At 61.4% G+C, this 22949-nt stretch carries 25 protein-coding genes; 16 read left to right on the plus strand and 9 right to left on the minus strand.

Features of this window, described 5'->3' with window-relative positions:
• The first annotated feature begins 1 nt into the window (after nt 1).
• The 3 genes from Q3Y53_RS06200 to Q3Y53_RS06210 are packed head-to-tail and all read left to right on the plus strand — an operon-like array spanning nt 2 to nt 3853.
• Nucleotides 2-943 carry a DMT family transporter gene (locus Q3Y53_RS06200; protein ID WP_226425900.1) on the plus strand — a complete coding sequence of 314 codons (942 nt, stop codon included), beginning with the start codon at nt 2-4 and terminating at the stop codon, nt 941-943.
• On the plus strand, nt 940-2049 hold the full coding sequence (locus tag Q3Y53_RS06205) for a glycosyltransferase (protein ID WP_303534785.1): 1110 nt from the start codon (nt 940-942) through the stop codon (nt 2047-2049). Before Q3Y53_RS06200 ends, Q3Y53_RS06205 begins: the two co-directional genes overlap by 4 nt.
• Complete coding sequence (locus Q3Y53_RS06210; RefSeq protein ID WP_303534146.1) at nt 2024-3853, plus strand: glycosyltransferase family 39 protein; 1830 nt, start codon at nt 2024-2026, stop codon at nt 3851-3853. The genes Q3Y53_RS06205 and Q3Y53_RS06210 overlap by 26 nt, the downstream gene beginning before the upstream one ends.
• Here the strand turns inward: Q3Y53_RS06210 and Q3Y53_RS06215 are convergent, their stop codons facing one another.
• Entirely contained in the window at nt 3854-4465 is a 612-nt protein-coding gene (locus Q3Y53_RS06215) for a sulfotransferase family 2 domain-containing protein (protein WP_303534149.1), read from the minus strand.
• 23 nt (nt 4466-4488) lie between these two features.
• On the minus strand, nt 4489-5004 hold the full coding sequence (locus Q3Y53_RS06220) for a DUF721 domain-containing protein (protein ID WP_303534153.1): 516 nt from the start codon (nt 5002-5004) through the stop codon (nt 4489-4491).
• Nucleotides 5005-5068: 64 nt separating this feature from the next.
• Here Q3Y53_RS06220 and Q3Y53_RS06225 point away from each other — a divergent pair, with 64 nt between their 5' ends.
• The 5 genes from Q3Y53_RS06225 to Q3Y53_RS06245 all read left to right on the plus strand — a co-directional run bounded on the left by Q3Y53_RS06225 (nt 5069) and on the right by Q3Y53_RS06245 (nt 9099).
• Nucleotides 5069-5842 carry a PspA/IM30 family protein gene (locus Q3Y53_RS06225; RefSeq protein WP_303534156.1) on the plus strand — a complete coding sequence of 258 codons (774 nt, stop codon included), beginning with the start codon at nt 5069-5071 and terminating at the stop codon, nt 5840-5842.
• Nucleotides 5843-5898: 56 nt separating this feature from the next.
• Complete coding sequence (gene trxA, locus Q3Y53_RS06230; protein WP_303534159.1) at nt 5899-6225, plus strand: thioredoxin; 327 nt, start codon at nt 5899-5901, stop codon at nt 6223-6225.
• Nucleotides 6212-7402 carry an aminotransferase class I/II-fold pyridoxal phosphate-dependent enzyme gene (locus Q3Y53_RS06235; protein ID WP_303534161.1) on the plus strand — a complete coding sequence of 397 codons (1191 nt, stop codon included), beginning with the start codon at nt 6212-6214 and terminating at the stop codon, nt 7400-7402. Before trxA ends, Q3Y53_RS06235 begins: the two co-directional genes overlap by 14 nt.
• Nucleotides 7395-8177 (plus strand): biotin--[acetyl-CoA-carboxylase] ligase, encoded by a 783-nt coding sequence (locus tag Q3Y53_RS06240; protein ID WP_303534164.1) that lies wholly within the window; start codon nt 7395-7397, stop codon nt 8175-8177. Before Q3Y53_RS06235 ends, Q3Y53_RS06240 begins: the two co-directional genes overlap by 8 nt.
• A 73-nt stretch (nt 8178-8250) precedes the next feature.
• A complete protein-coding gene (locus tag Q3Y53_RS06245) occupies nt 8251-9099 on the plus strand; it encodes a M23 family metallopeptidase (protein ID WP_303534168.1) in 849 nt (282 codons plus the stop codon).
• Between the two features lie 30 nt (nt 9100-9129).
• On the opposite strand, the gene Q3Y53_RS06250 is transcribed toward Q3Y53_RS06245, so the two are convergent.
• On the minus strand, nt 9130-9858 hold the full coding sequence (locus Q3Y53_RS06250) for a response regulator transcription factor (protein ID WP_303534170.1): 729 nt from the start codon (nt 9856-9858) through the stop codon (nt 9130-9132).
• An 85-nt stretch (nt 9859-9943) separates the two neighbouring features.
• Between Q3Y53_RS06250 and Q3Y53_RS06255 the strand changes: the two genes are divergently transcribed.
• Nucleotides 9944-10330 (plus strand): PAS domain-containing protein, encoded by a 387-nt coding sequence (locus Q3Y53_RS06255; protein ID WP_303534173.1) that lies wholly within the window; start codon nt 9944-9946, stop codon nt 10328-10330.
• 90 nt (nt 10331-10420) lie between these two features.
• Entirely contained in the window at nt 10421-11536 is a 1116-nt protein-coding gene (locus Q3Y53_RS06260) for a PAS domain-containing sensor histidine kinase (RefSeq protein ID WP_303534175.1), read from the plus strand.
• Here Q3Y53_RS06260 and Q3Y53_RS06265 read toward each other — a convergent pair.
• From Q3Y53_RS06265 to Q3Y53_RS06275, 3 genes are read right to left on the minus strand one after another with little or no spacing between them, the layout of a single operon-like run.
• Nucleotides 11478-11864: a response regulator gene (locus tag Q3Y53_RS06265; RefSeq protein WP_303534177.1), complete on the minus strand. Its 387-nt coding sequence runs from the start codon at nt 11862-11864 to the stop codon at nt 11478-11480. The genes Q3Y53_RS06260 and Q3Y53_RS06265 overlap by 59 nt on opposite strands.
• A 19-nt stretch (nt 11865-11883) precedes the next feature.
• The gene (locus tag Q3Y53_RS06270) at nt 11884-12582 is read right to left on the minus strand and encodes an ABC transporter ATP-binding protein (protein WP_303534180.1); all 699 of its coding nucleotides are present in this window, start codon (nt 12580-12582) and stop codon (nt 11884-11886) included.
• Nucleotides 12575-14146, minus strand: coding sequence for an NAD(P)H-quinone oxidoreductase subunit N (locus Q3Y53_RS06275; protein WP_303534184.1), 1572 nt, complete (start codon nt 14144-14146; stop codon nt 12575-12577). Before Q3Y53_RS06275 ends, Q3Y53_RS06270 begins: the two co-directional genes overlap by 8 nt.
• Nucleotides 14147-14257: 111 nt before the next feature.
• Here Q3Y53_RS06275 and topA point away from each other — a divergent pair, with 111 nt between their 5' ends.
• From topA to Q3Y53_RS06300, 5 genes are read left to right on the plus strand one after another with little or no spacing between them, the layout of a single operon-like run.
• Nucleotides 14258-16957 (plus strand): type I DNA topoisomerase, encoded by a 2700-nt coding sequence (gene topA, locus Q3Y53_RS06280; protein WP_303534187.1) that lies wholly within the window; start codon nt 14258-14260, stop codon nt 16955-16957.
• On the plus strand, nt 16957-17370 hold the full coding sequence (locus Q3Y53_RS06285) for a hypothetical protein (protein WP_303534190.1): 414 nt from the start codon (nt 16957-16959) through the stop codon (nt 17368-17370). Before topA ends, Q3Y53_RS06285 begins: the two co-directional genes overlap by 1 nt.
• The gene (locus tag Q3Y53_RS06290) at nt 17367-18020 is read left to right on the plus strand and encodes a DUF2232 domain-containing protein (RefSeq protein ID WP_226425917.1); all 654 of its coding nucleotides are present in this window, start codon (nt 17367-17369) and stop codon (nt 18018-18020) included. Before Q3Y53_RS06285 ends, Q3Y53_RS06290 begins: the two co-directional genes overlap by 4 nt.
• Nucleotides 17992-19191, plus strand: coding sequence for a nicotinate-nucleotide--dimethylbenzimidazole phosphoribosyltransferase (locus Q3Y53_RS06295; protein ID WP_303534194.1), 1200 nt, complete (start codon nt 17992-17994; stop codon nt 19189-19191). The genes Q3Y53_RS06290 and Q3Y53_RS06295 overlap by 29 nt, the downstream gene beginning before the upstream one ends.
• Nucleotides 19192-19208: 17 nt before the next feature.
• Entirely contained in the window at nt 19209-20201 is a 993-nt protein-coding gene (locus Q3Y53_RS06300) for an ABC transporter substrate-binding protein (RefSeq protein WP_303534197.1), read from the plus strand.
• Here Q3Y53_RS06300 and Q3Y53_RS06305 read toward each other — a convergent pair.
• Together Q3Y53_RS06305 and Q3Y53_RS06310 are read right to left on the minus strand one after the other, a co-directional pair.
• Nucleotides 20175-21296: an aldo/keto reductase gene (locus Q3Y53_RS06305; protein WP_303534200.1), complete on the minus strand. Its 1122-nt coding sequence runs from the start codon at nt 21294-21296 to the stop codon at nt 20175-20177. The genes Q3Y53_RS06300 and Q3Y53_RS06305 overlap by 27 nt on opposite strands.
• Entirely contained in the window at nt 21293-21841 is a 549-nt protein-coding gene (locus Q3Y53_RS06310) for a bifunctional nuclease family protein (RefSeq protein ID WP_226425921.1), read from the minus strand. Before Q3Y53_RS06310 ends, Q3Y53_RS06305 begins: the two co-directional genes overlap by 4 nt.
• A 49-nt stretch (nt 21842-21890) precedes the next feature.
• Here Q3Y53_RS06310 and Q3Y53_RS06315 point away from each other — a divergent pair, with 49 nt between their 5' ends.
• A complete protein-coding gene (locus tag Q3Y53_RS06315; protein ID WP_226426024.1) occupies nt 21891-22559 on the plus strand; it encodes a riboflavin synthase in 669 nt (222 codons plus the stop codon).
• Here the strand turns inward: Q3Y53_RS06315 and Q3Y53_RS06320 are convergent.
• Nucleotides 22544-22915, minus strand: coding sequence for an AbrB-like transcriptional regulator (locus tag Q3Y53_RS06320; RefSeq protein WP_011363609.1), 372 nt, complete (start codon nt 22913-22915; stop codon nt 22544-22546). The two genes, Q3Y53_RS06315 and Q3Y53_RS06320, sit on opposite strands and share 16 nt — an antisense overlap.
• Nucleotides 22916-22949 lie beyond the last annotated feature (34 nt).

Below are 22949 nucleotides of genomic sequence, written 5' to 3' on the forward strand. Positions count from 1 at the left end.
CATGCCGTCATTGCGACTCTGGTTCCTCATGGTGTTGCCCTTTGCGCTCTGGGGAACGGCGATGACCGCCATGGCGCCGTTGCTCGCCAGCGCAGGGCCCTGGCTGGTTGCTGGCTTTCGCCTCGTGCCCGCCGGTTTGGCTCTTTTGCTCTGGGGCCAGTGGACCGGCCGTGGCCTGGCGATCGATTCCCGTGATCTGCTTTGGTTCCTCCTGTTCACCCTGGTGGATGCCACTTTGTTTCAAGGCCTTTTGGCGCGGGGGTTGGAGGGCACAGGGGCGGGTCTCGGTTCCGTCCTGATTGATTGCCAACCTCTGCTGGTGGCCCTGATGGCACGCGCTCTTTTCAGGGAGTCGATCAATCCCATCGGTTGGATGGGGCTGGCCATCGGTTTGGCGGGAATCGTCTGCATTGGCCTGCCCTCTGAGCTGTTGGGACATTGGTGGTTGCTGGCTGATCCACCGGCCGTGCAGGAGGTGTTTCAGCCCGGTGAGGGCTGGATGTTGCTGGCGGCCGTTGCCATGGCTGCTGGGACGGTGTTGATCCGCTTTGCCTCACGCCACAGCGATCCGGTCACCGTCACGGCCTGGCACATGGTTCTGGGGGGACTTCCCCTGTTCGGGCTTCATGCCCTCCAGCGCACAGATGCTGGTTTGGCCTGGACGGCAACGGACTGGGCGCGTATGGGGTACGCGAGCCTGCTCGGAAGCGCCTTGGCCTATGGATTGTTTTTCTGGTTCGCCAATCAGCGCGATCTCACCAGTTTCAGCAGCCTGGGATTTCTCACCCCTGTGTTTGCGTTGGCCACCGGTGGGTGGTTGCTGGGAGAGCGCCTTGATCTGCTCCAGTGGATCGGTGTCGTGCTGGTGCTCGTGTCGGTGATCTTCGTCAGTCAACGGCGCCGGTTCTGGGAGCCGTTGCCGCTTACGGATCCTTCGTCATGACGGAGTCGCCGCTTCACCTCGTCATCGTCAACACGCCCATCGGGGCTCTCGGCAGCGGCGAGGGTGGTGGTGTGGAGCTCACCCTCCGATCCTTGGTGCAGGGGTTGGTTCGGCGGGGCCACAGGCTCACGGTTGTGGCCGCAAAGGGCTCCACCCTCCCCGCCGACTGCAGCGGAGTTGAGCTGCTGGAGGTGGAGGGTGTGAACCAGCCCAGCTGGCAGCACGCTGCCGAGCATGCACCGGTCGAAATTCCCCGCAACGGTCTTCTGCCGGCTCTCTGGGAGGCTGCGCTCGATGCGGGGCAGTCTGCCGACGCTGTCATCAACGGCGGGTACGACTGGCTGCCTCTATGGCTGACGCAACGGGTCAGCGCCAGGCTCTTTCACCTCGTGAGCATGGGAGATGTGGCTGCGGTGATGCGCGATGTGATCGAAGCCGTCGCCGCCTGGGATTCACGTCGCCTTGCCTTTCACACCCACCGCCAGGCCGCTGATTTCCGGCTGCCTTCCCCCGCCAATGTTGTGGGCAACGGATTTGATCTCAGCAACTACACCTTTCAGCGCCAGACCGATGGCCCCCTGGGTTGGGCGGGCCGCATCGCTCCGGAAAAGGGTCTGGAGGATGCGGCTGCGGCTGCGGCTGCTTTGGGTGAACAGCTTCTGGTTTGGGGGTTGCGTGAGGACGATGCCTATGCGCGGCAAGTGGAGTCGAGTGTTCCCAAGGGCACGATCGACTGGCGTGGATTTCGATCGACCCAGGAGCTGCAGCAAGAGATGGGCCACTGCCGCGCTCTGATCAACACACCGAAATGGAACGAGGCCTACGGCAATGTTGTGGTGGAGGCCCTTTCCTGTGGTGTTCCGGTCGTTGCCTATGACCGCGGTGGACCGGGAGAGCTGATCTGTTCGGGTCGCACAGGTTGGTTGGTGCCGCCCGACGATGTTGCCGCCCTTACGGAGGCTTTGCGGCGCGTCGGCAGCATTGAGCGCTCCCACTGCCGCAGCTGGGCTGAGGAGCATGCTTCCTGTGAGGTCTTCAGTCAGCGTGTTGAATCTTGGGTCCGAACAGGACTGATGGCGGATGTCAGCATCAACCCCAGACGCTGAGAGTCCCTTGTCGGTCAATGTTTCGGGACGACAGCGGCGCCAGGTTCTGGCGCTTGTGCTGGCCCTGGGACTCGTCATCACGTTCTGGCGGCTGGGATCCACCGGCGTGGTGGATGAAACTCCGCCGTTGTTTGCCGCAGCCGGGCGGGCCATGGCAGACACCGGCGACTGGCTGACGCCTCGGGTGAACGGCTTGCCCCGTTACGACAAACCGCCCCTGGTGTACTGGCTCATGGGGTTCGGTTACGCCTTGCCTGGACGCGAGGTTTGGGATCCTCTCGGCAGTTGGGCGGCACGGCTTCCTTCTGCCCTGGCCACGGTCGGGCTGATGCTTGGCCTCGCCGATACCTTGTTGCGCTGGCCGTTTTCAGGCGATGTGCGTCCGCGTTTGACGGCCTTGATTGCATCGCTGGCGTTTGCCTTCTCGCCCCTGGTGCTCGTCTGGAGCCGCACCGCGGTGAGTGATGCCCTGCTGTGTGGCCTGCTGGGTCTCAGCCTTTTGCTGCAGTGGAGGCGTTTTGCTGCCCCCCAAGAGGTGGCCTGGTGGCCGGCCTGGGTGATCCTCGGATTTGCAGTGCTGGCCAAGGGGCCTGTTGCTGTGGTGCTCTCAGGTCTCGCTCTGCTGATGTTTGGAGCGTTGCGACGGGATCTCGTTCAGCCCTGGCGGAGGCTGCGCCCGCTGCCAGGGTTGCTGCTCACCGCTCTGATCAGCCTTCCCTGGTACGCCCTGGAGTTGCTGGTGGAAGGACAGCCCTTCTGGGACAGCTTTTTCGGCTACCACAACCTTCAACGCTTCACCTCCGTGGTGAACGATCACCTCCAGCCTTGGTGGTTTTTCGGTCCGGTGATGCTCGTGGCTGCCCTGCCCTTCACGCCCTACCTGCTGTTGGGGCTGGCGCGGGTGCCCCGATCGCCGATCGCTCCGGAGCATTCGTTGCATCAATTCGCAGCTTGCTGGCTGTTGGCGGTGCTGCTGCTGTTCACCACCGCAGCCACCAAGCTCCCCAGCTATTGGTTGCCCGCCACCCCCGCGGCGGCCCTGTTGGTGGCCCAGGCCACGCTGGGCTCATCGCGCTGGCAACGGATGGCGTGGGGAACTTGCCTAGCGCTGATTGCCGTCCTGGCCGCTGGGTTTTGGCTGGGATCGCTCTGGGTTCCCTTGATCGACGATCCGGAGATGCCGACGCTGTCGGTGGATTTGCTGGCCAGCGGTCTGTTGAACTGGGCTGCGGTCTGGTTCAGCGCTGCCGCCGCGCTTGGAGCCTGTCTGTTGCTTCAGCGTCGTGCTGCCGCTAAGGCCTTGCTGGCCATGCAGGGCTGTCTGCTCGGATTTCATCTCACAGCTCTGATCCCCATCGCCGAGCTCGCCGATCGTCTGCGTCAGCAACCGGTCCGCGACGCGGCCTCACTGATGTTGTCGCAACAGCGCAGTGGAGAGCCAATGGTCATGGTTGGCGCCATGAAGCCTTCGCTGCACTTCTACACAGATCAAGTGATCGTCTACGAAGGTCAATCCGATGGGGCGTTGGTCAACATTGCGGATCGCCTGGCCCATGAACAGCGACGCGGCTGGAGTGGATACCCCCTCGGGAGCCCGGCTGCATCCAGCACCGCGCTGGTTCTGATCGATCGCGGCACGGCAGAACGTGACCATTGGATCAACCTTGAGCCTGAGCTGCTTGGTCAGATCGGGATTTACGACGTGTGGCGTTTGGACCGCAGTCGCCTTGAGCAACGGGCACAAACTCTGATAGCCGAGGGCGTCGATGCCGACTGGCGGGAACCACGTCCCGAGCGCTACTAGTCAGAAGTCCGAGTGCTTGGGTGAATATCCGGTTACGATGAAATCTTCTTTGTAGTACTCGACAACTTCTCGGAAGTTCTTTTTTGAAAAGTTCCCGAGGCTGGCTATGTTTGGTGATTTATTTGTGCGCTTGAGCTTGGATTTGATGCATAGAATTTTTGAAAGAATGGCGAAGTCTGTGTCAATGTTTTCCACTCTTCCGATGAACTGAGGCTTCCCTTTTTTAAGCCAATGTTTTTGGTGCTTGAAGAAGGGTATTTTCTTTAGTTTTCCATTGGTGAGATCGTCAATAATTGAGTCGTAGTTTGAATTGCTGGTGATGAGGTGTAGGCGGTATTTCTTGGATGAACTTAGGGATTCTGAATTTGTTCGCTTCAGCTGTTTGCGTGTGGCGGTGGCTACTCTTAAGTTGTAGTTGCAGGCGGATATGAAACGTCGCACCGGATGTCTTACAAAGGTGAACCGGAAATAATTTTCTAGGTCGTCTGGTAGGTCATTAACTTTGTGATGACGGTGATGGTGTTTGTATCCCAGGGCTTTTTCAATGGATTGACCTGCGCATTTCGGGATGTGCAGGAAGATCGCATTGTATTTGGGTAAGAATAAACTCATTTCCTTCGGGATCTAGGGGCTAACTAAGTAAGGGTTTGTCTATGGCAAAAGCCGCAGTGCCCCCAGAGCTTGATTTCTCCGTTGGGTGCTGGTCGGCCGCAGTCCGGGCACGTCCCCATGCCATGGACATCGGTGCGGCTCGGATGCTCGGCCCAGATGCTGGCTTCGCTTTCCAGCACAGGGGATTGAAGGGGGTGGTGTTGCTGGATACGCAGATCACGCACCGCGTGGCCGGCTTGATGCAGGGCGGTGATGAGCTGGGGCCGGTTGTAGAGGAGAGCCTGGCGCCATTGAGGATGGCTGGCTCCCACGGTCAGCACCCCGCGTTGCAGCGACAAGGGGCGGCAGTGCGGTGCCAGTTGTGCTCCTGCAACTCTCGGCCAGTCCTGCCACAGAGCTGCCAGATGGTCATCCTTGCGCCACTCCCTCTGCAGCGCGCCCAGGCAGGTTCTCAACGGTGCCGCCGGCGCTGGTGCAGCTGATTGGAGCAGCTCCAGGCCCGGTAGGCGACGCCGTTGGGAATCAGGTGCAACCGCCATACCCCGATCCTAAGCAGAACCATTGCAGAAACCTCGCTAATCTCAGCGCGTCTAGGGCCATGTCATGGGTTTCTTTGATCGGCTGAGCAGGTTGGTTCGCGCCAACGCCAACGCTGCCGTCAGCAGCATGGAGGACCCTTCCAAAATCCTCGACCAATCCGTCGCTGACATGCAGGCGGATCTGGTCAAATTGCGTCAGGCCGTTGCCCTGGCAATCGCGAGTCAGAAGCGGTTGACCAGTCAGGCTGAACAGGCTGCAGCCCAATCCAAAACTTGGTACGAGCGTGCCGAGCTGGCACTGAAAAAGGGTGAGGAATCCCTGGCTCGGGAAGCTTTGACCCGGCGCAAGACCTTCCAGGAGACGGCGACGTCACTGACCGCGCAGGTGCAGGCCCAAGACGGCCAGGTGGAATCGCTCAAAAAGAGTCTGGTCGCCCTCGAAGGAAAGATCGCCGAGGCCAAGACCAAGAAGGACATGCTGAAGGCCCGGGCTCAGGCGGCCAAGGCTCAGCAGCAGTTGCAAAGCGCCGTCGGCAGCATCGGCACCAATTCCGCCATGGCCGCCTTCGAGCGGATGGAGGAAAAGGTGGAGGCCCTGGAGGCCACCGGTCAGGCTGCGGCTGAGCTGGCTGGAACTGATCTGGAAAGTCAGTTCGCGGCTCTGGAAAGCGGTGGCGGCGTTGATGATGATCTCGAGGCGTTGCGCGCTCAGCTGAAAGGAGGCCCGGAAGCCGTTGCTCTGCCCGCGTCCGAGTCGTCTGAAGCCGTGAAGCCCGTGCAGGTGGAAGAGGTGGATGCCGAACTCGAAGACTTGAAGCGATCCATCGACAAGCTCTGATCAACCCGGGAAAGGCGTCCGGCTTTCCATAGGATCGGTTCAGTCATTTGAGTGCCTTGGCTGGAGCTGTTGCCGATTTCACCGACGCTGGTTTTGAACGTGAAGTCCTCAAGGCTTCCGGCACTGTCCTTGTCGATTTCTGGGCCGCCTGGTGTGGCCCCTGCCGACTGATCGCCCCATTGATGGATTGGGTCGCGAGCGACTACGGCGATCGCCTCAGCGTTGGCAAGCTTGAGGTGGATGGGAATCCCCAGACCCGTGACGCCTATCAGGTGCAGGGCATCCCCACGTTGATTCTGTTCCGCAACGGTGAAGTTTTGGCGCGGCATGAAGGTGCCATCGCCAAACCGCAGCTGCAGGCCTTCTTGGATGCCAACCTCTAAGCGGCTTGCCTCGCTGGGCAACGCTGTTTTTGCCCGTGTTGATGCTGCAAAGCACGCTTATCGCGTTGAGGCGTCTTCTTCCGCACGTCCGGATCTGGTGGATCTCTCCATCGGATCGTCTGATCTTCGGCCGCCCAAGGCTTTGTTGGACACCATGGCCTCTGCGGTCGTGGAGTCCAACAGCTGCTCCTATTGCCTGCAAGCCGGGCTGAGGCCTTTCCATGCCGCCGTCGCGGACTGGTGTCGCCATCGCTTCGACGTTTCGGTGGATCCTGATCATGAGGTCCAGTTGTTGGTGGGATCCCAGGAAGGAACAGCCCATCTGCCGCTTGCGGTGCTTGATCCCGGTGACGCTGCCCTGCATCTGGACCCCTGTTATCCGTCCCATACCGGTGGATTGCACTTGGCGGGAGCCCGGACCAAGGCCTTGGCCCTCTCCCCCGAAAAAGACTGGCGTCCGGATCTAACGACCATCAGCCCCCAGCTTTGGGATCAACTGAAGCTTTTCGTTTTGGGGTATCCCCACAACCCTTCAGCCCGGGTGGGGGATCAGGAGGATCTCAATCGCATCATGGCGACCGCGGCTCGGCACGACGTGGTGATCGCTCACGACAATCCCTATGTGGATCTCGCCCTGGATGGAGAACCTCCCTCTCTTTTGCAGGCTCCGAACTGGAGAGAGTGCGGCATTGAATTCTTCTCCCTCTCGAAGGGCTGGTGCCTTGGGGGATTCAGACTTGGTTTCGCTGTTGGTGCTGCACCGCTGATTGCCGCCCTGCGTCGTGCCAAGGCCGTCATCGATTTCAACCAGAGCTTGGCCCTGCAGCAGGGTGCGATCCAGGCCTTGCAACGCTTCCCCGATTGGCCGCGGCAACTGCATCCGACCTATCGCGAACGACGGGATCGTGTGGTCGAGACCCTCAGGGCACGCGGTTGGTCGGTTCCCTGTTCAGAGATGGCGATGTACCTCTGGTTCCCCTTGCCTGATGCGGCCCATCGTCGGGGTTGGAGTGATGAAGATGCCGCCAGGGAACTGCTTCAGCGCAGTGGTGTCGCCTTGACCCCTGGGTCCGGTTTTGGTGGCGGCGGTCGCCAGTGGCTGCGCATGGCGCTGGTGCGGCCGGTGAATGAGTTGGTGGAGGCTGCATCGCGACTCGCGGATGCGATGGATGACTGATCCACGCATGCCGCAACATCGATGCCCTCACCACGGTGGTGGTCGGTTGATGGCGACGTATCGCCGCCTCGCTGGTGCCTCGGCACGCCACTGGACCATCCGGCATGTGCCTGTGTGCAGCAGCACGGAGGAGCTGCTGGGGACCTGGTTGCGCGATCAGCCCTCGTTGCTGGGGCCTCGCGCCGTTATTGCTACCCACCAACGCCGGGGAGTCGGCCAGCGGGGGCGCGCCTGGGTTTCTCCGCCAGGCGGTGTCTGGATCAGTGCTGCATTGCCCTGGCGGAGCCATGGGTCCGGTCAGGCCGGCTTGCTTGGCTTGGCGCTGGCCCTGTCTGTGGCGCAACGGCTTGAGCAGCGGGGCCTTTCGGTTCAGATCAAATGGCCCAATGACCTGCTCGTGAACGGCCGCAAATTGGCGGGCCTCCTGCCTGGGGTGGTGCAACGGGGCTCCCAGCTGCGTTTGCTGCGCATCGGCCTGGGCCTGAATGTGCGGAATTCAGTCCCTGGTAACGCCATTGCCCTGCGAAGGCTGGAAGGACAGCAGGCTGCGGATCCGATCCGGTGGACGGCGGAGGTTTTACTTGCCTTCGATCACTGTCACGCCGTTGGAGGCGATGGGGCTTGGTGCCTCGATGGCGTTCAGGCCCGGCTCTGGTCCGATCAGCTCGTCCATCCTGAAGACGGTCAGATTTGGAGGATTGCTGGCCTTGAAGGCGATGGAGGGCTTCGTTTGCGTCAGGGTTCAAGGACCGAAACCTGGCGCCGCTGGCCCTGAGTTGGTGTCCCATCCATAGGATTTCCCTGCACAGCCGTCTCGTCCGTTGCTGGCTTGGTTCGCGCTGATCTGGATGTTGGTTCCAGCTGCGGCTGCGCAGGGTTTTGATCAGTCTCTCGATGGGCTGGTCCGACAACGGGTGATCACGTCCAAGGAGCGCAAGCTGCTCCAGGGTGGTGGCTCGGTGGTTCCCATGGAACGAAGCCGGTTTGAAGAGGCCTGTCGAACTGGTGCTCTGTCCCGGAAGGACTGTGCGTCCGGGGTGGCCAGGCGTCCGCCGGGGGCACCGGCTTCGGCTCGGGTTCGGCTGATCCCCTCCCGGCAACCGTTGCGTGTTCCCGTGTCAGCGCTTCTCGCCCGCGATGGCGGCACCTTTCGTCTGGAATCCGTCTTCGCTGTCACGCCTCGTCCGCTGCCCAGCCCTGGAAATGGCGACAGTCAACTGCTCTTCCCTGTGGCTGGAGACGCCTTTAAAAGCAGTGGGTTTGGTTGGCGTTTGCATCCCATCCTGGGGAGCTGGTTGATGCATGCCGGTCGGGACTTTGCAGCGCCGGAGGGCACGCCGGTGGTGGCTGCTCTTTCGGGACAGGTCTTAAGTAGTGGTCTTGCTGGTGGGTATGGCATCGCCATCGAACTGGAACATGCCGAGCCATTGCGCCGCACGTTGTATGGCCATCTCTCGGAGATCTATGTGCGACCCGGTCAGCCGGTACGCCAAGGAGAGGTGATTGGCCGCGTCGGCAGCACGGGCCTCAGCACAGGCCCGCACCTGCATTTCGAGTTGCGCACACCATCGCGGGCAGGTTGGCAGGCCGTTGATCCTGGAGATCTGGATCTTTCCTCCGTGATGCGTGAGAACAACGATCCTGTTGCGTTGCTGCTCGACCAGGTGTTGCGCAGCCTTGAACGCGATCAGCCCTAGCTCAAAGCGAAGCCGAGCGAAACAGAGACTTCAGTTCGATTGTTCCCTGAGGATGAATCCGACACCGCGCACGGTGTGGATGAGGGTTGGCGCATCGTCCAATTCGACTTTTTGACGCAGGTAGCGGATGTAGACGTCCAGAAGATTGTCGTCCCCATAAAAATTTTCTCCCCATACACCGTGCATGATCTCTTGACGTTCGAGCACACGGCCTGCGCCCCTCATCAGGAAATTCAGCAGGTCGTATTCCTTCACCGACAGTCGGAGGGCACGATCTCCCCGAGTCACATCCCGGGTTCGCGTGTTCATGCTGAGGTCGGCGACCTTGAGAATTTCGTTGACCTCGGAGCCGCTCACGGGCCCTGAGAATGTTTCAGCGCGACGGTGCATGGCCCGTAGGCGCGCCATTAATTCGTCGATGGAAAATGGCTTGATCAGGTAATCATCAACGCCGGCATCGAGAGCTTTGACCCGATCAGTGATCTCGTCGTGCCCCGTGAGCATCAGGATTGGGATGGTGATTCCCCCGGCTCGGATGCGTTGACAGATGTCGATGCCGCTGAAGTCCGGCAGGTTCCAATCCAGGATGATCAGGTCTGGAGTGGGTTCAGCCCGGCTGCGGATCAGGCCGCTGGCTCCGTCAGAGGCAACATCAACGTCGTATCCCTCGACATCAAGCTCCAGACGAAGCAGATCAGTCAGTTTGTGTTCGTCGTCAACAAGAAGGACACGGAGACGGTGCTGGGATTCCGGGGACATCCGGCCTTAAAACCTCATTCCACTCTAGGCATCGAAAGAAATTTCACTGATTTTGTCCCTACATTGAAATCGGCTGTTTTTCGCTATGTCGACCCCAGGCGCCTGGACGGAAGACCAAATCCGAGCACTGCGTGAGAAGGAAGACCTCCCCTTTGTTCGTGCCGATTCCTCTGGGATCGTGCAGGAAATCAATGATCGTTTCAAGGCCGTCTACGGCTGGTCTGAAGCCGCGCTGATTGGTCAATCCCTTGGTTTGATTTTGCCGCCAAGCTTTCGCGATTCCCATCACGCTGGGTTCGCCCGTTTCCAACTGACGGAGGTCTCCAAGGTGCTGAATCACCCGTTGAAACTGGCAACTTTTTGCTCCGATGGGCATGCCATTGAAAGTGAACATTTCATTGTGGCGGAGAAGCACAGCAATGGAAGCTGGTCGTTCGCGGCAACGCTGCGACCGTTGATGGAATCGAGCTGAGATGGGTGGTTCGGCATGAATAGCTCAGATTCATCGTCGTCATCCTCGAGGGATAGAGAGCTGATTGCGCAATTGCGGCAGTCCCTTGGAATGCTTCAGGTCGCTTTCGACGCGGCCAGCGAAGCGATGGTGATTGTCGATGTGCATCGAAGAATTCACTGGGCAAATCAAGCCTCTGCCGACCTCTTTGTTGGTGGCGTGCCGATTCAGCTGGTGAATCAAACCCTGGCTGATGTTCTGAAGCTCAGGCCCTTGGATGCCCATGCCAAGGCAGCACTCCAGTTGTTGGACCCCCACCTGCCTCTGCCGCGGACGTCGGGAGAGAGCCGCTGCCAGGTGCTGTCCCCGAATGGTGATGAATCGCAGGTGCACTTGCTGCGTTGGCGGCCGGTCGAATTGATTCAGGCGCCGTTTCTGCTGGTGTCGTTGCGCGACCTCAGCCCCGAAGAACGGGCCTTGGTTCAGCAGCAGCGCTTCATGACCGATCTCACCCATGAATTGCGCACGCCCCTGGCGATCGTGAGCGGGAATCTGCAACGGATGGCTCGGCTGAGCGCTCTCCCTGAGGCCGTCAGCTCCCGTCTCACGATGGCCCGCGAGGAAATGGCGCGGATTCAGAAGTTGCTCGGTCATCTCTCGCTGCTTACACGCCTGGAGCTGGATCCTGATGTGGTCAGCTGTGGCGACCACCTCTTGGGGCCGCTGCTTCAGCGCTGGTATGAAGCCTCTCGGGAGCTGGCTCCGAGTCTCCAGCTGAAGGGCCTGGAATGGGGGGACGAACTGATGGTCCAAACCGACCCTCGGGCCTTGATGCTGGCGTTGGATCAGTTGCTGGACAACGCTTGCCAGCACGCCAATCGATCCATGCCGATTCAGCTCAGCCTTGCTGGCAGTGACGGGCTCGACCATTGCATCCTGGAGTTCGCCAGTCAGAGCCTTGATGCCCCTGTGGCTTCGGAGGATCTGGAACGCTGGTCTCTACCGTTTTTCCGGGGCAAGCCCGAACGCGACGGGGAAAGGGTGGAGGGCCCTGGTTTGGGGCTCGCCTTGGTGCGCGAACTGGTCAGGGGGTGTGGAGGAACGCTTGAGCTCCATCAGCAGCCCTCACCGCAAGAAACCACCACGATCGTGCGCTTGCGTCTGAAACTCAGAACATCGAACGCGTCTGGAGCAGTTGCGGCAGCTGTTCGAACAGATCCGGCTTGAGCACGTAGGCCTCCGCTCCGTTAGCCAAAGCTTCGCGTTTCCTGTCGGCATCATTGAGAGCCGTCACGATCACCACCCTCAAAGCAGGCTCGGAAGGGGACTTGAGCTGCAGCTGTTTCAGGCAGGCCAAGCCGTCCATGCCCGGCAGCATCAAATCCAGCAGCAGCAGGTCAAAGTGCTCGGAGCTTGCTTCGACGAGAAAGTCTTCTGCGGAACCGAAGCAAATGCAGGCGTGCCCCTCATCGGTGATTTCAGCGCTGATCAGCTGCTGAATGCGTGGGTCATCCTCCACAACTGCAACATGCAGAGCCTTGGGGGGCTTCACCATTAGCGCAGGGGCACTGCACTCATTGTGGGCATCCTGTGAGTGCCCGACCATCCTGGAACCGAGCAATGCGCTGTGCTCGGGCCGCCACATCGTCCTCATGGGTCACCATCACCAGGGTGATGCCCTGCTGGTGGAGTTCATCAAACAGTTCCAGTACCTCGGCGGTGGTGCTGGAATCCAGGGCCCCTGTGGGTTCGTCCGCCAGCAACAGACTGGGGCGATTGATGATGGCTCGGGCAATGGCCACCCGTTGTTGCTGCCCTCCGGAGAGCTGATTGGGCTTGTTCTCCAGACGCTGCGCTAGGCCAACACGGCGCAGTGCCGATTGGGCACGCTCGACCCGTTCGTCCCTGGGAACCCCCGCATAAATCATCGGAAGCATCACATTCTCCATGGCGCTGGCGTGGCCGAGCAGATGGAACTGCTGAAAGACAAACCCGAGCGAGCGGTTGCGAACGTCGGCTAACGCATCGTCCTCCAACTGTTCAACGGCCATGCCATTGAGCCGGTAGGTCCCACTGGTGGGCCGGTCGAGGCAGCCAAGGATGTTCATTGCCGTGCTCTTGCCGGAGCCGCTGGCGCCCATTACCGCCAGGTAATCCCCCTCCTGGACGGTGAGATTCAGTTGATCAAGGGCTTTGACTTCGAGATCACCGGATCCGTAGATCTTGCTGATACCCCGGAGCTCAGCAACTGGCGGTCGCGCAGGCTCAGCCAAGGCCCTTCAGGCTGGAGAGGGCGATGGCCTGCTGAAGCAATGGAGTTCCTGCAACCGCTGTGTTGGCCCACTGGAACAGTGGATTGGAGAGGATTCCGCCAACGGCGGTGATGGCCACACATCCAATTAGGGCAACCCGCAGCGGCTGCATCCCCATCAACGACCAGTTCACGTCGGGATAGGCCTTGACCACATCGGAGGCCTCTTGGGGCTCCTTCACCACCATCATCTTGATGACTGAGATGTAGTAGTAGATCGAGATCACAGAGGTGACCAAGCCAACCACCACCAGCAGGTACTGGTGGTTGGCCCAACCGGCAAAGAACAGATAGATCTTTCCGAAGAAACCCAGCATTGGAGGAATTCCACCCAGGGAAAGCAGGCAAAGACTGAGGCCGAGGGTGATTAGGGGATCCTTCTGGTAAAGCCCGGCGTAATCGGAGATTCGATCACTTCCTGTGCGGATCGAGAAGAGGATGATGCAGGCGAAGGCCCCCAAGTTCATAAACAGGTAGGCCGCCATATACAAAACCATGGCCGCAAAACCCTCCTCTGTACCGCAGACCATGCCGATCATCACGAAGCCGGCCTGGCCAATCGAGCTGTAGGCCAGCATTCGCTTCATCGAGGTCTGTGCGAGGGCAACAACGTTGCCCAAGGTCATGCTCAACACCGCCAGAACGGTGAATAGCAATTTCCATTGATCGTCGAAGGCACCGAAGCAGCCCACCAGGATGCGAAGGGCTAGTGCAAAACCGGCTGCTTTGGAACCCACGGAGAGGAACGCCACCACAGGGGTTGGTGAGCCTTCGTAAACGTCAGGCGTCCACTGGTGGAAGGGAACGGCTGCGATCTTGAATGCAACGGTGGCCAAGACGAACACCAGGGCCAAAGCGGCCAGAGGTGTGGTGCTGGTCTGCAGGGCCAGGCCGATGGTGTCGAGGCTGGTGCTGCCGCTCAGGCCGTAGAGAAGGGAGGAGCCGTAGAGGAAAACAGCAGCAGCTGCCGATCCCACAAGCAGGTATTTGAGTGCTGCTTCCGAACTGCGGGCATCCCGCTTCATGTAGCCCGACAGCAGATAGCTGGCGACAGAGAGCGTTTCCAGCGAAATGAACACACTCACCAGATCCGTTGCCCCGCAAAGAAGCATGGCGCCGAGGGTGGCGGCGAGAAGGATGGCGGCGTACTCGCCAACAGGAGTGCCGCTCTTCTCGGCATAACGCCAGCTGATCAGTAGCGAAAGAAGCGTGGACAGGGCAATCACAGCCCTGAAGGCCACCGCCAGGTTGTCGGCGAGAAAGGACCCGAGGAAGGATGGCTCTAGGGGTGCATTCCACTGCAGGGCCAGCAGAACCAGGGAGGTCCCTAGGCCGAGGTAGCAAATCGGGGGCACCCAGCGTGTGGCGACCTTTTCGCCCGCCAGGTCCACCAAGAGGGTGGCGATCATCGCCAGCAGCACTGCTGCTTCGGGCAGCACTGCGGAAGCATTGAGAGAGAGATTCAGCAGCTCACCAGGGGCAGCCATGGCCTGGGTGGCGAGAAGGGAAGCACCCATGTCGGGCATGACAGCCTGGAACCGTTGCGCTGCGGCGACTGTAGCGGCGCTTGACGCGCCGACGATCATGCAGAGCGCTGCTCGGTGCGATAAAGAAGGGGAACGGTTCACCTGCCGCTAGTGGCGCACACCCTCGTCATCGTTGAAAGCCCCACGAAGGCCAAGACCATCCGTGGCTTTCTGCCCAAGGGATTCAAAGTTGAAGCCTCCATGGGGCATGTCCGCGACCTTCCCAACAACGCCAGCGAGATTCCGGCATCGGCCAAGGGGCAGAAATGGGCCAATCTCGGTGTGAACACCGACTCGGATTTCGAGCCGCTTTACGTGGTTCCGAAAGACAAGAAGAAGACGGTTCGCGAACTCAAGGACGCCCTCAAGGGGGCTGATCAGTTGCTGCTGGCGACGGACGAAGACCGGGAAGGCGAGAGCATCAGTTGGCACTTGCTCCAGTTGCTGGCGCCGAAGGTGCCGGTGAAGCGGATGGTGTTTCACGAGATCACCAAGGAAGCCATCGGCAAGGCCCTTGACCAAACCCGCGACCTGGACATGGAGCTGGTCCATGCCCAGGAAACCCGGCGCATTTTGGATCGCCTTGTGGGATACACCCTGTCCCCTCTCCTCTGGAAAAAGGTGGCCTGGGGACTCTCCGCAGGGCGGGTGCAGTCCGTTGCGGTTCGGCTCCTGGTCCAGCGGGAACGGGCCCGGCGTGCCTTCCGCAGCGGCAGTTACTGGGACCTCAAGGCCCAACTTGAGCAGTCGGGCAGCGCCTTTGAGGCCAAGCTCACCCATGTGGGTGGCCAGCGGATCGCCACAGGCAACGACTTCGACGAGAGCACCGGCGGGCTGAAAGCGGGCAGTGCCGTGCGGCTGCTCAGCGAGATCGAGGCCAAGGCGTTGGCTGAAGCCGTGCGATCCAACGCCTGGACGGTGGACGCGGTGGAGGAAAAGCCCACCGTGCGCAAGCCGGTGCCTCCCTTCACCACTAGCACCCTCCAACAGGAGGCGAATCGCAAGTTGCGCCTCTCAGCCCGGGAAACCATGCGCTGTGCCCAGGGGCTCTACGAACGCGGTTTCATCACCTATATGCGGACCGACTCGGTTCACTTGTCGGATCAGGCGATCAATGCATCACGCAGCTGCGTGGAGAGCCTCTACGGCAAGGAGTATTTGAGCAAGGGGCCGCGGCAGTTCAGCACCAAAGCCCGCAATGCCCAGGAGGCTCATGAAGCGATTCGTCCGTCGGGCGAAAGCTTCCGAACCCCCGGTGAGACCGGTCTTGATGGGCGAGATCTGGCGGTCTATGAGCTGATCTGGAAGCGCACCGTGGCCAGCCAGATGGCCGAGGCCAGGCTCACCATGCTGTCGGTTGATCTCAGCTCAGGCGAGGCCAGTTTCCGGGCCAGCGGCAAGCGCATCGACTTCCCCGGTTTCTTCCGCGCCTACGTGGAGGGCAGCGATGATCCCGATGCTGCCATTGAGGGGCAGGAAGTGTTGTTGCCGGCATTGAGCGTTGGCGATTCACCGGAGCCGAAGACTGTCGAACCTCTCGGGCATCAGACCCAGCCGCCGGCACGGTTCAGCGAGGCATCGCTCGTGAAGATGCTGGAAAAAGAGGGCATCGGCCGGCCGTCGACCTACGCCTCGATCATTGGAACGATTGTTGATCGCGGCTACGCGACGCTGCTCGGCAATGCTCTTACCCCCAGCTTCACCGCCTTTGCCGTGACGGCGCTGCTCGAGGAGCATTTCCCTGAACTGGTGGACACCAGCTTCACCGCCCGGATGGAGAACACCCTCGATGAGATCTCTCACGGCAAGGTGCAGTGGTTGCCTTACCTGGAGGGTTTCTACAAAGGAGAAGAGGGCCTGGAAACCCAGGTGCAGCAGCGGGAAGGGGACATTGACCCAGGTGCATCCCGCACCATCGATCTGGAGGGCTTGTCTTCCGTGGTTCGTATCGGCCGTTTTGGCGCCTACCTGGAGGCCAAACGTGTTAGCGACGACGGTGAGGAAGAGCTGATCAAGGCCACCTTGCCCCGGGAGATCACTCCGGCTGATCTGGATGAGGAGCAGGCCGAACTGATCCTCAAACAGAAGGCCGACGGCCCTGAAGCCATCGGTGAGGATCCCGAAACGGGTGATTTGGTCTACCTGCTCTTCGGTCAGTACGGCCCGTACGTGCAGCGGGGCCAGGTGAGTGATGAGAATCCCAAGCCCAAGCGCGCGTCGCTGCCCAAGGGGCAGAAGCCTGAAGATCTCACCTTGGAGGATGCCCTCGGACTGCTCCGCTTGCCGCGTCTTCTCGGTGAACATCCCGATGGTGGGCGCATTCAGGCGGGGCTGGGCCGATTTGGCGCCTATGTCGTCTGGGACAAAGGCAAAGGCGAGAAGGATTACCGATCCCTCAAGGGGGACGACGATGTTCTGGCGGTGGGGCTGAGCCGTGCCCTCGAGCTGCTGGCCATGCCCAAACGGGGGCGGGGTGGACGCACCGCCCTCAAGGACATCGGTAAGCCGGAGGGCAGTGATGAAACGATTCAGGTCTATGACGGCCCCTACGGCCTTTACGTCAAACAGGGCAAGGTGAATGCCTCGCTGCCGGAAGGTAAAGGCGCTGACGATGTGACCCTTGAGGAGGCGGTGGAACTGCTTGCCGCCAAGGCAGCATCGAAAAAGGGCGGTCGTAAAACTGCCGCGAAAAAACCGGCGGCGAAGAAGCCAGCTGCCAAAAAACCTGCCGCCAAGAAACCCCCCGCCACCACCAAGACCGGTCGGCTAAGGGCCAGTGCGGTGCGGGTGATCAAGCCGGCTGACAATTGATGGCCCGTCTGCTTTGGCTGCTGCCTGTGGGGCTCCTGCAGGCCTGTGCCGGTACACCGGTCGCCGAGCAGTTGGAGCGATCCTTTGCGGTGCCTGAAGACAGACCGGTTCAGCTAACTGCGCCCGTCCCGGCTGTGAAAACCAGTCCAACGGTTGCAAGTTCCACTGCTGAGCCTCCCTCCGCATCGGAGCCCGAGGCTGTTTCCCGGCCTGAGGCAGAGAATGCCCCTGAGCTTGTGCCGCAGCCAAAACCGCGGACGGTGGCATCCCAACGTCTGCCCCAGGCGCCATACCGGATCACCATCCGTTTGGCCGGAGCCGACCCTGCCGCTCCTGCTGAAGCCGTTACCCGCGCCCTGCGCGAGGCGGGTGTTGGCTTCGCTGTGGAACGGATTGAGCGGGTTGAACCATGACCGAGGCGACTCCCCGGTTGAGCCGCCAGCAGGCTCTGAGGCTTGTTGAGGGGGCGTATCTCGCGGCCGCGACGGGGCTGATCTGGTTAGCCCTCTACTACTTACCGGTGGGTGGTGCGCTGTTCCGTCTGGCCCTTCCCCTGCCCCTGATCCTGCTGCAATTACGGCGCGGCAGTCGTTCTGGTGCCGAGGGGCTGTTGCTTTCCGTGCTTCTGCTCACGGCCTTGATGGGGCCTTTGCGTGGGCCGCTGCTGCTGTTTCCCTATGGGCTTTTGTCGCTGTGGCTGGGTTGGAGCTGGTGCCGGGGGGTCAGCTGGTGGCTGAGCTGGTCGGGGGGCATCGTTCTTGGAACAGCAGGTTTTTTGGTCCGAGTTCTCGTGCTCTCGTTGCTGGTGGGAGAAAACCTCTGGGTGGTGATCACCCGGGCTGGCTCCGCTCTGCTCGACCGCTTGATCGCGGCGCTGCATCTGCCGATCACACCAGATCTCACCCAGGTGCAGTTGATGGCGCTGCTGTTGGTGGTGGTTCAGGAGGTCATCTACGTCCTGTCCCTTCATGCTCTGGCGTACTGGATCTTTCCCCGCCTGAAATCACCGATTCCGGAGCCCCCGAGGCTGCTTCATGGACTCATTGCCCTCGATCCCCTCTGAAACCTCGGTGTTGCCTGAGGGCTGTCAGCAGCTGGGACGTCTCGGTGCAAGCGCTCTGGATGCAGCGGCACTCCGTCCCTGGACCTCCAACGATCAACCGCTGGATCTGTTGCTCGTTCTGGCGGCAACACGAACGGCGGAGCATGAGGGGATCTCTGCCGCTGGCTCCACCGTGGCTTCGCGGCGCTACACCGCCCTGGCTGATGCGGAGCTCCTGATCCGTGGTCCGGCTGGACAGCGCCGTTGGCCCCTACCGCCACTGCCCGCTGGGGTCTCCCCCGCCCTGCTCAGTTATGTCGCGGCGCGACGCTTGAAGTTGACGCCGCAGGTGGCGGCTCTTGGCTTGGTCCAGAAACCCGATTTTCCCCACCTGGACATTGAGCCCCTGGATCAAGGCCCCTCGGCTTGTCTATCCACTGGTGCGGCGATGCCATTGCTGCGGGTGCAGCATTTGTGGCGACAGGGAGAGCTGCTGGGGCGGCGGTTACAACGCCCCCTGGTGGTGGCGGAGTGTGTTCCAGGAGGCACCACAACCGCTCAAGCGGTGTTGACGGCCCTCGGCGTGGAGGTTGCCCATCTGATCAGCGGTAGTGCTCTTCATCCGCCGCAGCAGCTCAAGCAAGAGCTCGTTACCCGAGGGCTGCAGCGGGCGTCTCTTGGCGCACATCCTTCGTCCGAGCAGATCCTGGCTGCTGTTGGTGACCCTTTTCAGGCCTTCACCGCAGGGGTGTTGGTGGGTGCGGTCTCGGCGGGACAACCGCTGTTGCTGGGGGGCGGTTGCCAGATGCTGGCTGTTCTGGCCTTGGCGATGCAGGCTTTGCCCGCCCGTCAGCGGGAACACCTGGCGGCCCAGGTGCTGATCGGCACCACCGGCTGGCTTGCTGATGAGGGTGCGGCCGCTGCGGGGCAGTCACCCTTTGGCGGGTTGGTGGATGCCACCGCAAGCCACCTGGCTGCCGCACTGTCCGTCTTGGCCTGTGGAGTGCGTTTTCACAGCAGTACCCATCAACCCTTAAGGGACTACGAACGGGGCCATGTGAAAGAAGGGGTGGGGGCCGGAGCCCTCTTGCTGCTCGCACAGCTGCGCGGTTGGTCCTGTGACGACCTGGTGCTGGATTGTGAGCATGCCTTGGAGCAGCTGCTCAGCCGCCCCGTAACGTCAAGCCCATGAACGTCTGGAGTGAGCGGTTGGGTCCCTTGAGCCGGCGCCATGTGCTCCAGATGATCGGGGCGACCGGCACCGTGCTGTTGGCGGGCTGTCGTCCTGCGACAGCCGCACCAACAATGATGGCTCCGGCTGGGGTTTTGCCGAAACTGTGGGCTGATGCCTTGCCCAAGCCCTGGCGCCTGACGCTGGCCCCAGCCCAGCAGGACTGGACGCCGGCGGATCAGGCGCGTGCCGATTTGTTGGTGATGGCTGATGGGTGGCTTGATGCCCATCCAGCGGACAAACTCCAGCCCATCGCCTCTGAACCGCTCTTCAGCCAGTTGGATGGTCAGGCCAAGGCTCTTCTGGCTGACCTCGGTGCCCTGCAGGATCGGGTGTTGCCGCTGTCCGTTAGCCCCTGGGTGATGCTGCTGCGGGATGACCCAGCCATGACCCAGAAGGGGTGGTCCCTGTTGCTGGATTCCTCCATGGCAGGACGTGTGGTGCTGCCCGCCAGCCCCCGCCTGGTGATGAGCCTGGCGGACAATCTGGGCGGAGGCCAAGCTTTGAGTGCGCTGCGTCGCCAGGTGCTCACCTACGACGACCGGCAAGCCACCAACTGGCTGCTCAAGGGTGAGGCCAAGCTGGTGGTTCTTCCGCTCAACCGTTGCATCGCTCTGCTGGGGAGGGATCCCCGTCTTCGGGCGGTACTGCCTGCCTCCGGTGCTCCCTTGCACTGGACTGTTCTGCTCCGACCGGAGGCCAGTCGTGAACCGGTGCCCCAGAGCTGGGTCGAGCAGGGATGGGGGGATCCCCTGCGTCGCCGATTGGTGCAGCAGGGATGGCGGGCGCCGATTGCATCGTCAGGGGCGATGGCGGATCAAAACGCCCTTTCGGCGCGTCTGCGGCCTCTGCTCTTTCCGTCTGCAGACACCTGGTCGCGCTGCTGGTCGCTGCCACCGCTGTTGCCCCACGACCGGAGTGCCTTGGAAGAGCTCTGGCGAGATTCAGCTCCAGAGCCGCCGTCGCGGTGAAGCCTCCAGGCTTTGGTGGGTGTCTGCCAGCAGATCAGGGATGGGCAAGTGATGCGGGCAACGTGGAAGGCACTCCCCACAGCGTTCACAGGCCGAAGCATCGTTCTCTTCCCACCAGTGGCCGGCACGGCCGATCAGGTTGTAGCGCTCCTGCGCGAATGCGGTGAGCCCATGGCCTATGGCCAGATTGCGCAGCCGTAAGAGTTCGGGAATCGGGACCTCGTTCGGACAGGGAATGCAGGCCTGACACTGCTTGCAATGATCCTGGCCGAGGCGTTCCTGCTGCCGCCTTTCTGCCGTGATCAGGGCCTGTTGCTCTGCCTGGCTGAGGGGGCCATCCTCTTGAGCCAGTGTTGCGGCGAGTTGAAGATCGCCTGCAGCTGCGGCACCAACGGTCAGGGTGCTGATGCCCTGTGCCAGCAGGAACCGGTAGGCCAGCTGAAGGGGAGCAAAGGGGGTGCAGTCCTCCACCAGTGTTGGGCTGGGGGCCTGTAGGCGACCGCCTTTGTCTGCAGGGGAGATTGCCATCACACCGAGGCCTTGCTCAAGGGCCCAACGGGCCAAGGGCAGGCGCTGGGGATCCAGCCAATGCAGGTGCAGGCTGCAGAAACTGAAGCGCTGGCTGCGCAGCGCCCGATCGATCAGCGGGTTGCTGCCATGGCTGCTGAAGCCCACCTGGCTGACGCGGCCGCTGCTGAGGGCCCAATCCATAAGCCTGGACCCATCGCCCACCAGGGCCCAGTCCAGATGTTCCTCCCGGTTGATGCCATGGATGGCGAGGTTGTCGAGCTGTGGACAGCCCAGCCGCTCCAGAATCTGATCAAGGTGGCGTTGTCCCTCTTCGAAACTCAGCCCCGGCAGCAGTTTGCTGGTGATCACCCAGTGGCCTGATCTTGTCCGGCTGTTCTGGCGAAGGGCCTCTCCCAGAAAACGTTCCGCAGGTCCGTAGGCCGGGGCGGTTTCCAGGTGATTGATTCCAGCTGCAGCTGCCGCGTCAAGCACTTCGGCCATCTGGGCCGCTGAGTTCAGGGCACGCATCGTGCCCAGGCTGAACAGGCTGACGGGGCGGCCGCTGCCGAAGGCGCGGGTTTTCACTCCTCCGAGGGTGCTTCGCTGTCTTGGTTGCGCAGATGGCGCACCAAGGCGGCAGGGCTGAGGTCGTCGACGAAACGGCTGAAGGCACTTTGATCTTCAGCATCGGCCTCCGCATCCACAGGAATCGAGGCTTCCGCTACCACCTCCTCCAGCATCCAGATGCTGCTCCCGGTTCGGATCGCCAGCGCAATGGCGTCGCTGGGTCGGGCATCCACTTCAATCAGCTCCAGCACTTCGTCTTCGGCCAACTCCGCTTCGTCCAGGTCTGGTCGCAGCTTCAAGACCGCATGAAAGGTGTTGTCTTCGATCGCATGAACAATTACGCGCTCCAGCTCGAGGCCCCCAGCCACCAAGAGTGCTGCCATCAGGTCATGGCTCAGGGGGCGTGGTGGTGCACCTCCCTGCAGCCCCGCCATGATGTTGTGGGCTTGTGCTTGGTCGATCCAGATCGGAACTTGACGTCGACCGCTTGGATCCCGCAGCAGCACCATGGGTGTGCGGCTGGCGGCATCGAGGGCAATTCCGGCGACGCTCATTTCGACCATGTCGGCGGCGCAGCTCTATCCGATTATGGCCAGAGAGCCGCTGCGAGCGATGTTCACGGGGCTAGTGCAGTCAGAGGGAAGGATCGAGCGTCGTGCAGGGGCGGTGGTGGTTTGGGGCTGCGCTCCTTTTGCCCCATTGGCGCTTGGCGACAGCGTGGCTGTGGATGGCGTTTGCCTCACGGCGGCAGAGCTTATGGGAGATGGCTTCCGCGCCGATGTGAGTGAAGAAACCCTTCGCCGCACCACGTTGGGACGCAAGGCGGATCGTGGTGGAGCCGTGAACCTCGAGCCGGCGCTTCGGCTGAGCGACCGCCTTGGTGGTCATCTGGTGAGCGGTCATGTGGATGCCATCGGTGAAGTCACCCACTTGGAGACTCTCCCTCACTCCTGGGCCCTGTCGATCCGCTGGTCGGAACCCCGATTCGGCCGTTATGTCTGTGAGAAGGCCAGCATCGCGGTGGATGGGATCAGCCTCACGGTGGCTGAATGTTCAGCAGATGGAACGACATTCACTCTCGCTGTCATCCCCCACACCTGGGAGGCAACGACCCTGAGGCACCTGGCTGTTGGGGACACCGTGAACCTGGAGGCCGATCAACTGGCCCGTTATGCCGAGCGGCTGCTGCATGCCACCGCTGCCGATAAAGGAAACGCCGATGGCCGAAACAAGGATGAGGATCTGTCAGCCAACTGGCTGGCTGCTCACGGCTGGTCTTGATCCATCTGCTGAAGAACAATCATTCCGGAGTCCCGCTGGAGCTCGATCTTGAACTCCTGGCCGGGTTCCAGGCCGAGCCGACGGGTGTAGGCGTGGCCGATCAGCAGGTTGCCGTTGCCATGCACTCGGGTTCGGAATTCGGCCTGGCGACCACGGCTGCCGCCTGAGGAACTGCTGCTGCTTTTCGGCAATTGCCATCCCTGGGCCGCCGCTTTGGCCTCCACCAGGGCTCGATAAAAACTCTTTTTGAGCAGACGTCCGCTTGGGCCGACGTAGCCGCAGCCGCGAGCGATGTCATCTTCAGGCCGATTGCTGAGCGATCTGGCCTTGTCCAGCAGTTCCTTGCCGACCAGCATTTCAGGATTTAATTCAACTGAATTCTGGCCATGC

Origin of the sequence: Synechococcus sp. YX-04-1, from assembly GCF_030546365.1 — a bacterium.
In the GTDB taxonomy this organism is placed as follows: domain Bacteria; phylum Cyanobacteriota; class Cyanobacteriia; order PCC-6307; family Cyanobiaceae; genus Parasynechococcus.

Bases quoted from the DNA above. Each gene is read 5' to 3' on its own strand.
- Q3Y53_RS06275 (WP_303534184.1), bottom strand. From the start codon at position 14,146: ATGCCCGACATGGGTGCTTCCCTTCTCGCCACCCAGGCCATGGCTGCC.
- Q3Y53_RS06320 (WP_011363609.1), bottom strand. From the start codon at position 22,915: ATGCTGGTCGGCAAGGAACTGCTGGACAAGGCCAGATCGCTCAGCAAT.
- Q3Y53_RS06215 (WP_303534149.1), bottom strand. From the start codon at position 4,465: ATGAGTTTATTCTTACCCAAATACAATGCGATCTTCCTGCACATCCCG.
- Q3Y53_RS06245 (WP_303534168.1), top strand. From the start codon at position 8,251: ATGTTGGTTCCAGCTGCGGCTGCGCAGGGTTTTGATCAGTCTCTCGAT.
- Q3Y53_RS06250 (WP_303534170.1), bottom strand. From the start codon at position 9,858: ATGTCCCCGGAATCCCAGCACCGTCTCCGTGTCCTTCTTGTTGACGAC.
- Q3Y53_RS06240 (WP_303534164.1), top strand. From the start codon at position 7,395: ATGACTGATCCACGCATGCCGCAACATCGATGCCCTCACCACGGTGGT.
- Q3Y53_RS06290 (WP_226425917.1), top strand. From the start codon at position 17,367: ATGACCGAGGCGACTCCCCGGTTGAGCCGCCAGCAGGCTCTGAGGCTT.
- Q3Y53_RS06265 (WP_303534177.1), bottom strand. From the start codon at position 11,864: ATGGTGAAGCCCCCCAAGGCTCTGCATGTTGCAGTTGTGGAGGATGAC.
- Q3Y53_RS06285 (WP_303534190.1), top strand. From the start codon at position 16,957: ATGGCCCGTCTGCTTTGGCTGCTGCCTGTGGGGCTCCTGCAGGCCTGT.
- Q3Y53_RS06200 (WP_226425900.1), top strand. From the start codon at position 2: ATGCCGTCATTGCGACTCTGGTTCCTCATGGTGTTGCCCTTTGCGCTC.
- Q3Y53_RS06225 (WP_303534156.1), top strand. From the start codon at position 5,069: ATGGGTTTCTTTGATCGGCTGAGCAGGTTGGTTCGCGCCAACGCCAAC.
- Q3Y53_RS06260 (WP_303534175.1), top strand. From the start codon at position 10,421: ATGCTTCAGGTCGCTTTCGACGCGGCCAGCGAAGCGATGGTGATTGTC.
- Q3Y53_RS06310 (WP_226425921.1), bottom strand. From the start codon at position 21,841: ATGGTCGAAATGAGCGTCGCCGGAATTGCCCTCGATGCCGCCAGCCGC.
- Q3Y53_RS06220 (WP_303534153.1), bottom strand. From the start codon at position 5,004: ATGGCGGTTGCACCTGATTCCCAACGGCGTCGCCTACCGGGCCTGGAG.
- Q3Y53_RS06295 (WP_303534194.1), top strand. From the start codon at position 17,992: ATGGACTCATTGCCCTCGATCCCCTCTGAAACCTCGGTGTTGCCTGAG.
- Q3Y53_RS06210 (WP_303534146.1), top strand. From the start codon at position 2,024: ATGTCAGCATCAACCCCAGACGCTGAGAGTCCCTTGTCGGTCAATGTT.
- Q3Y53_RS06235 (WP_303534161.1), top strand. From the start codon at position 6,212: ATGCCAACCTCTAAGCGGCTTGCCTCGCTGGGCAACGCTGTTTTTGCC.
- Q3Y53_RS06315 (WP_226426024.1), top strand. From the start codon at position 21,891: ATGTTCACGGGGCTAGTGCAGTCAGAGGGAAGGATCGAGCGTCGTGCA.
- Q3Y53_RS06205 (WP_303534785.1), top strand. From the start codon at position 940: ATGACGGAGTCGCCGCTTCACCTCGTCATCGTCAACACGCCCATCGGG.
- Q3Y53_RS06255 (WP_303534173.1), top strand. From the start codon at position 9,944: ATGTCGACCCCAGGCGCCTGGACGGAAGACCAAATCCGAGCACTGCGT.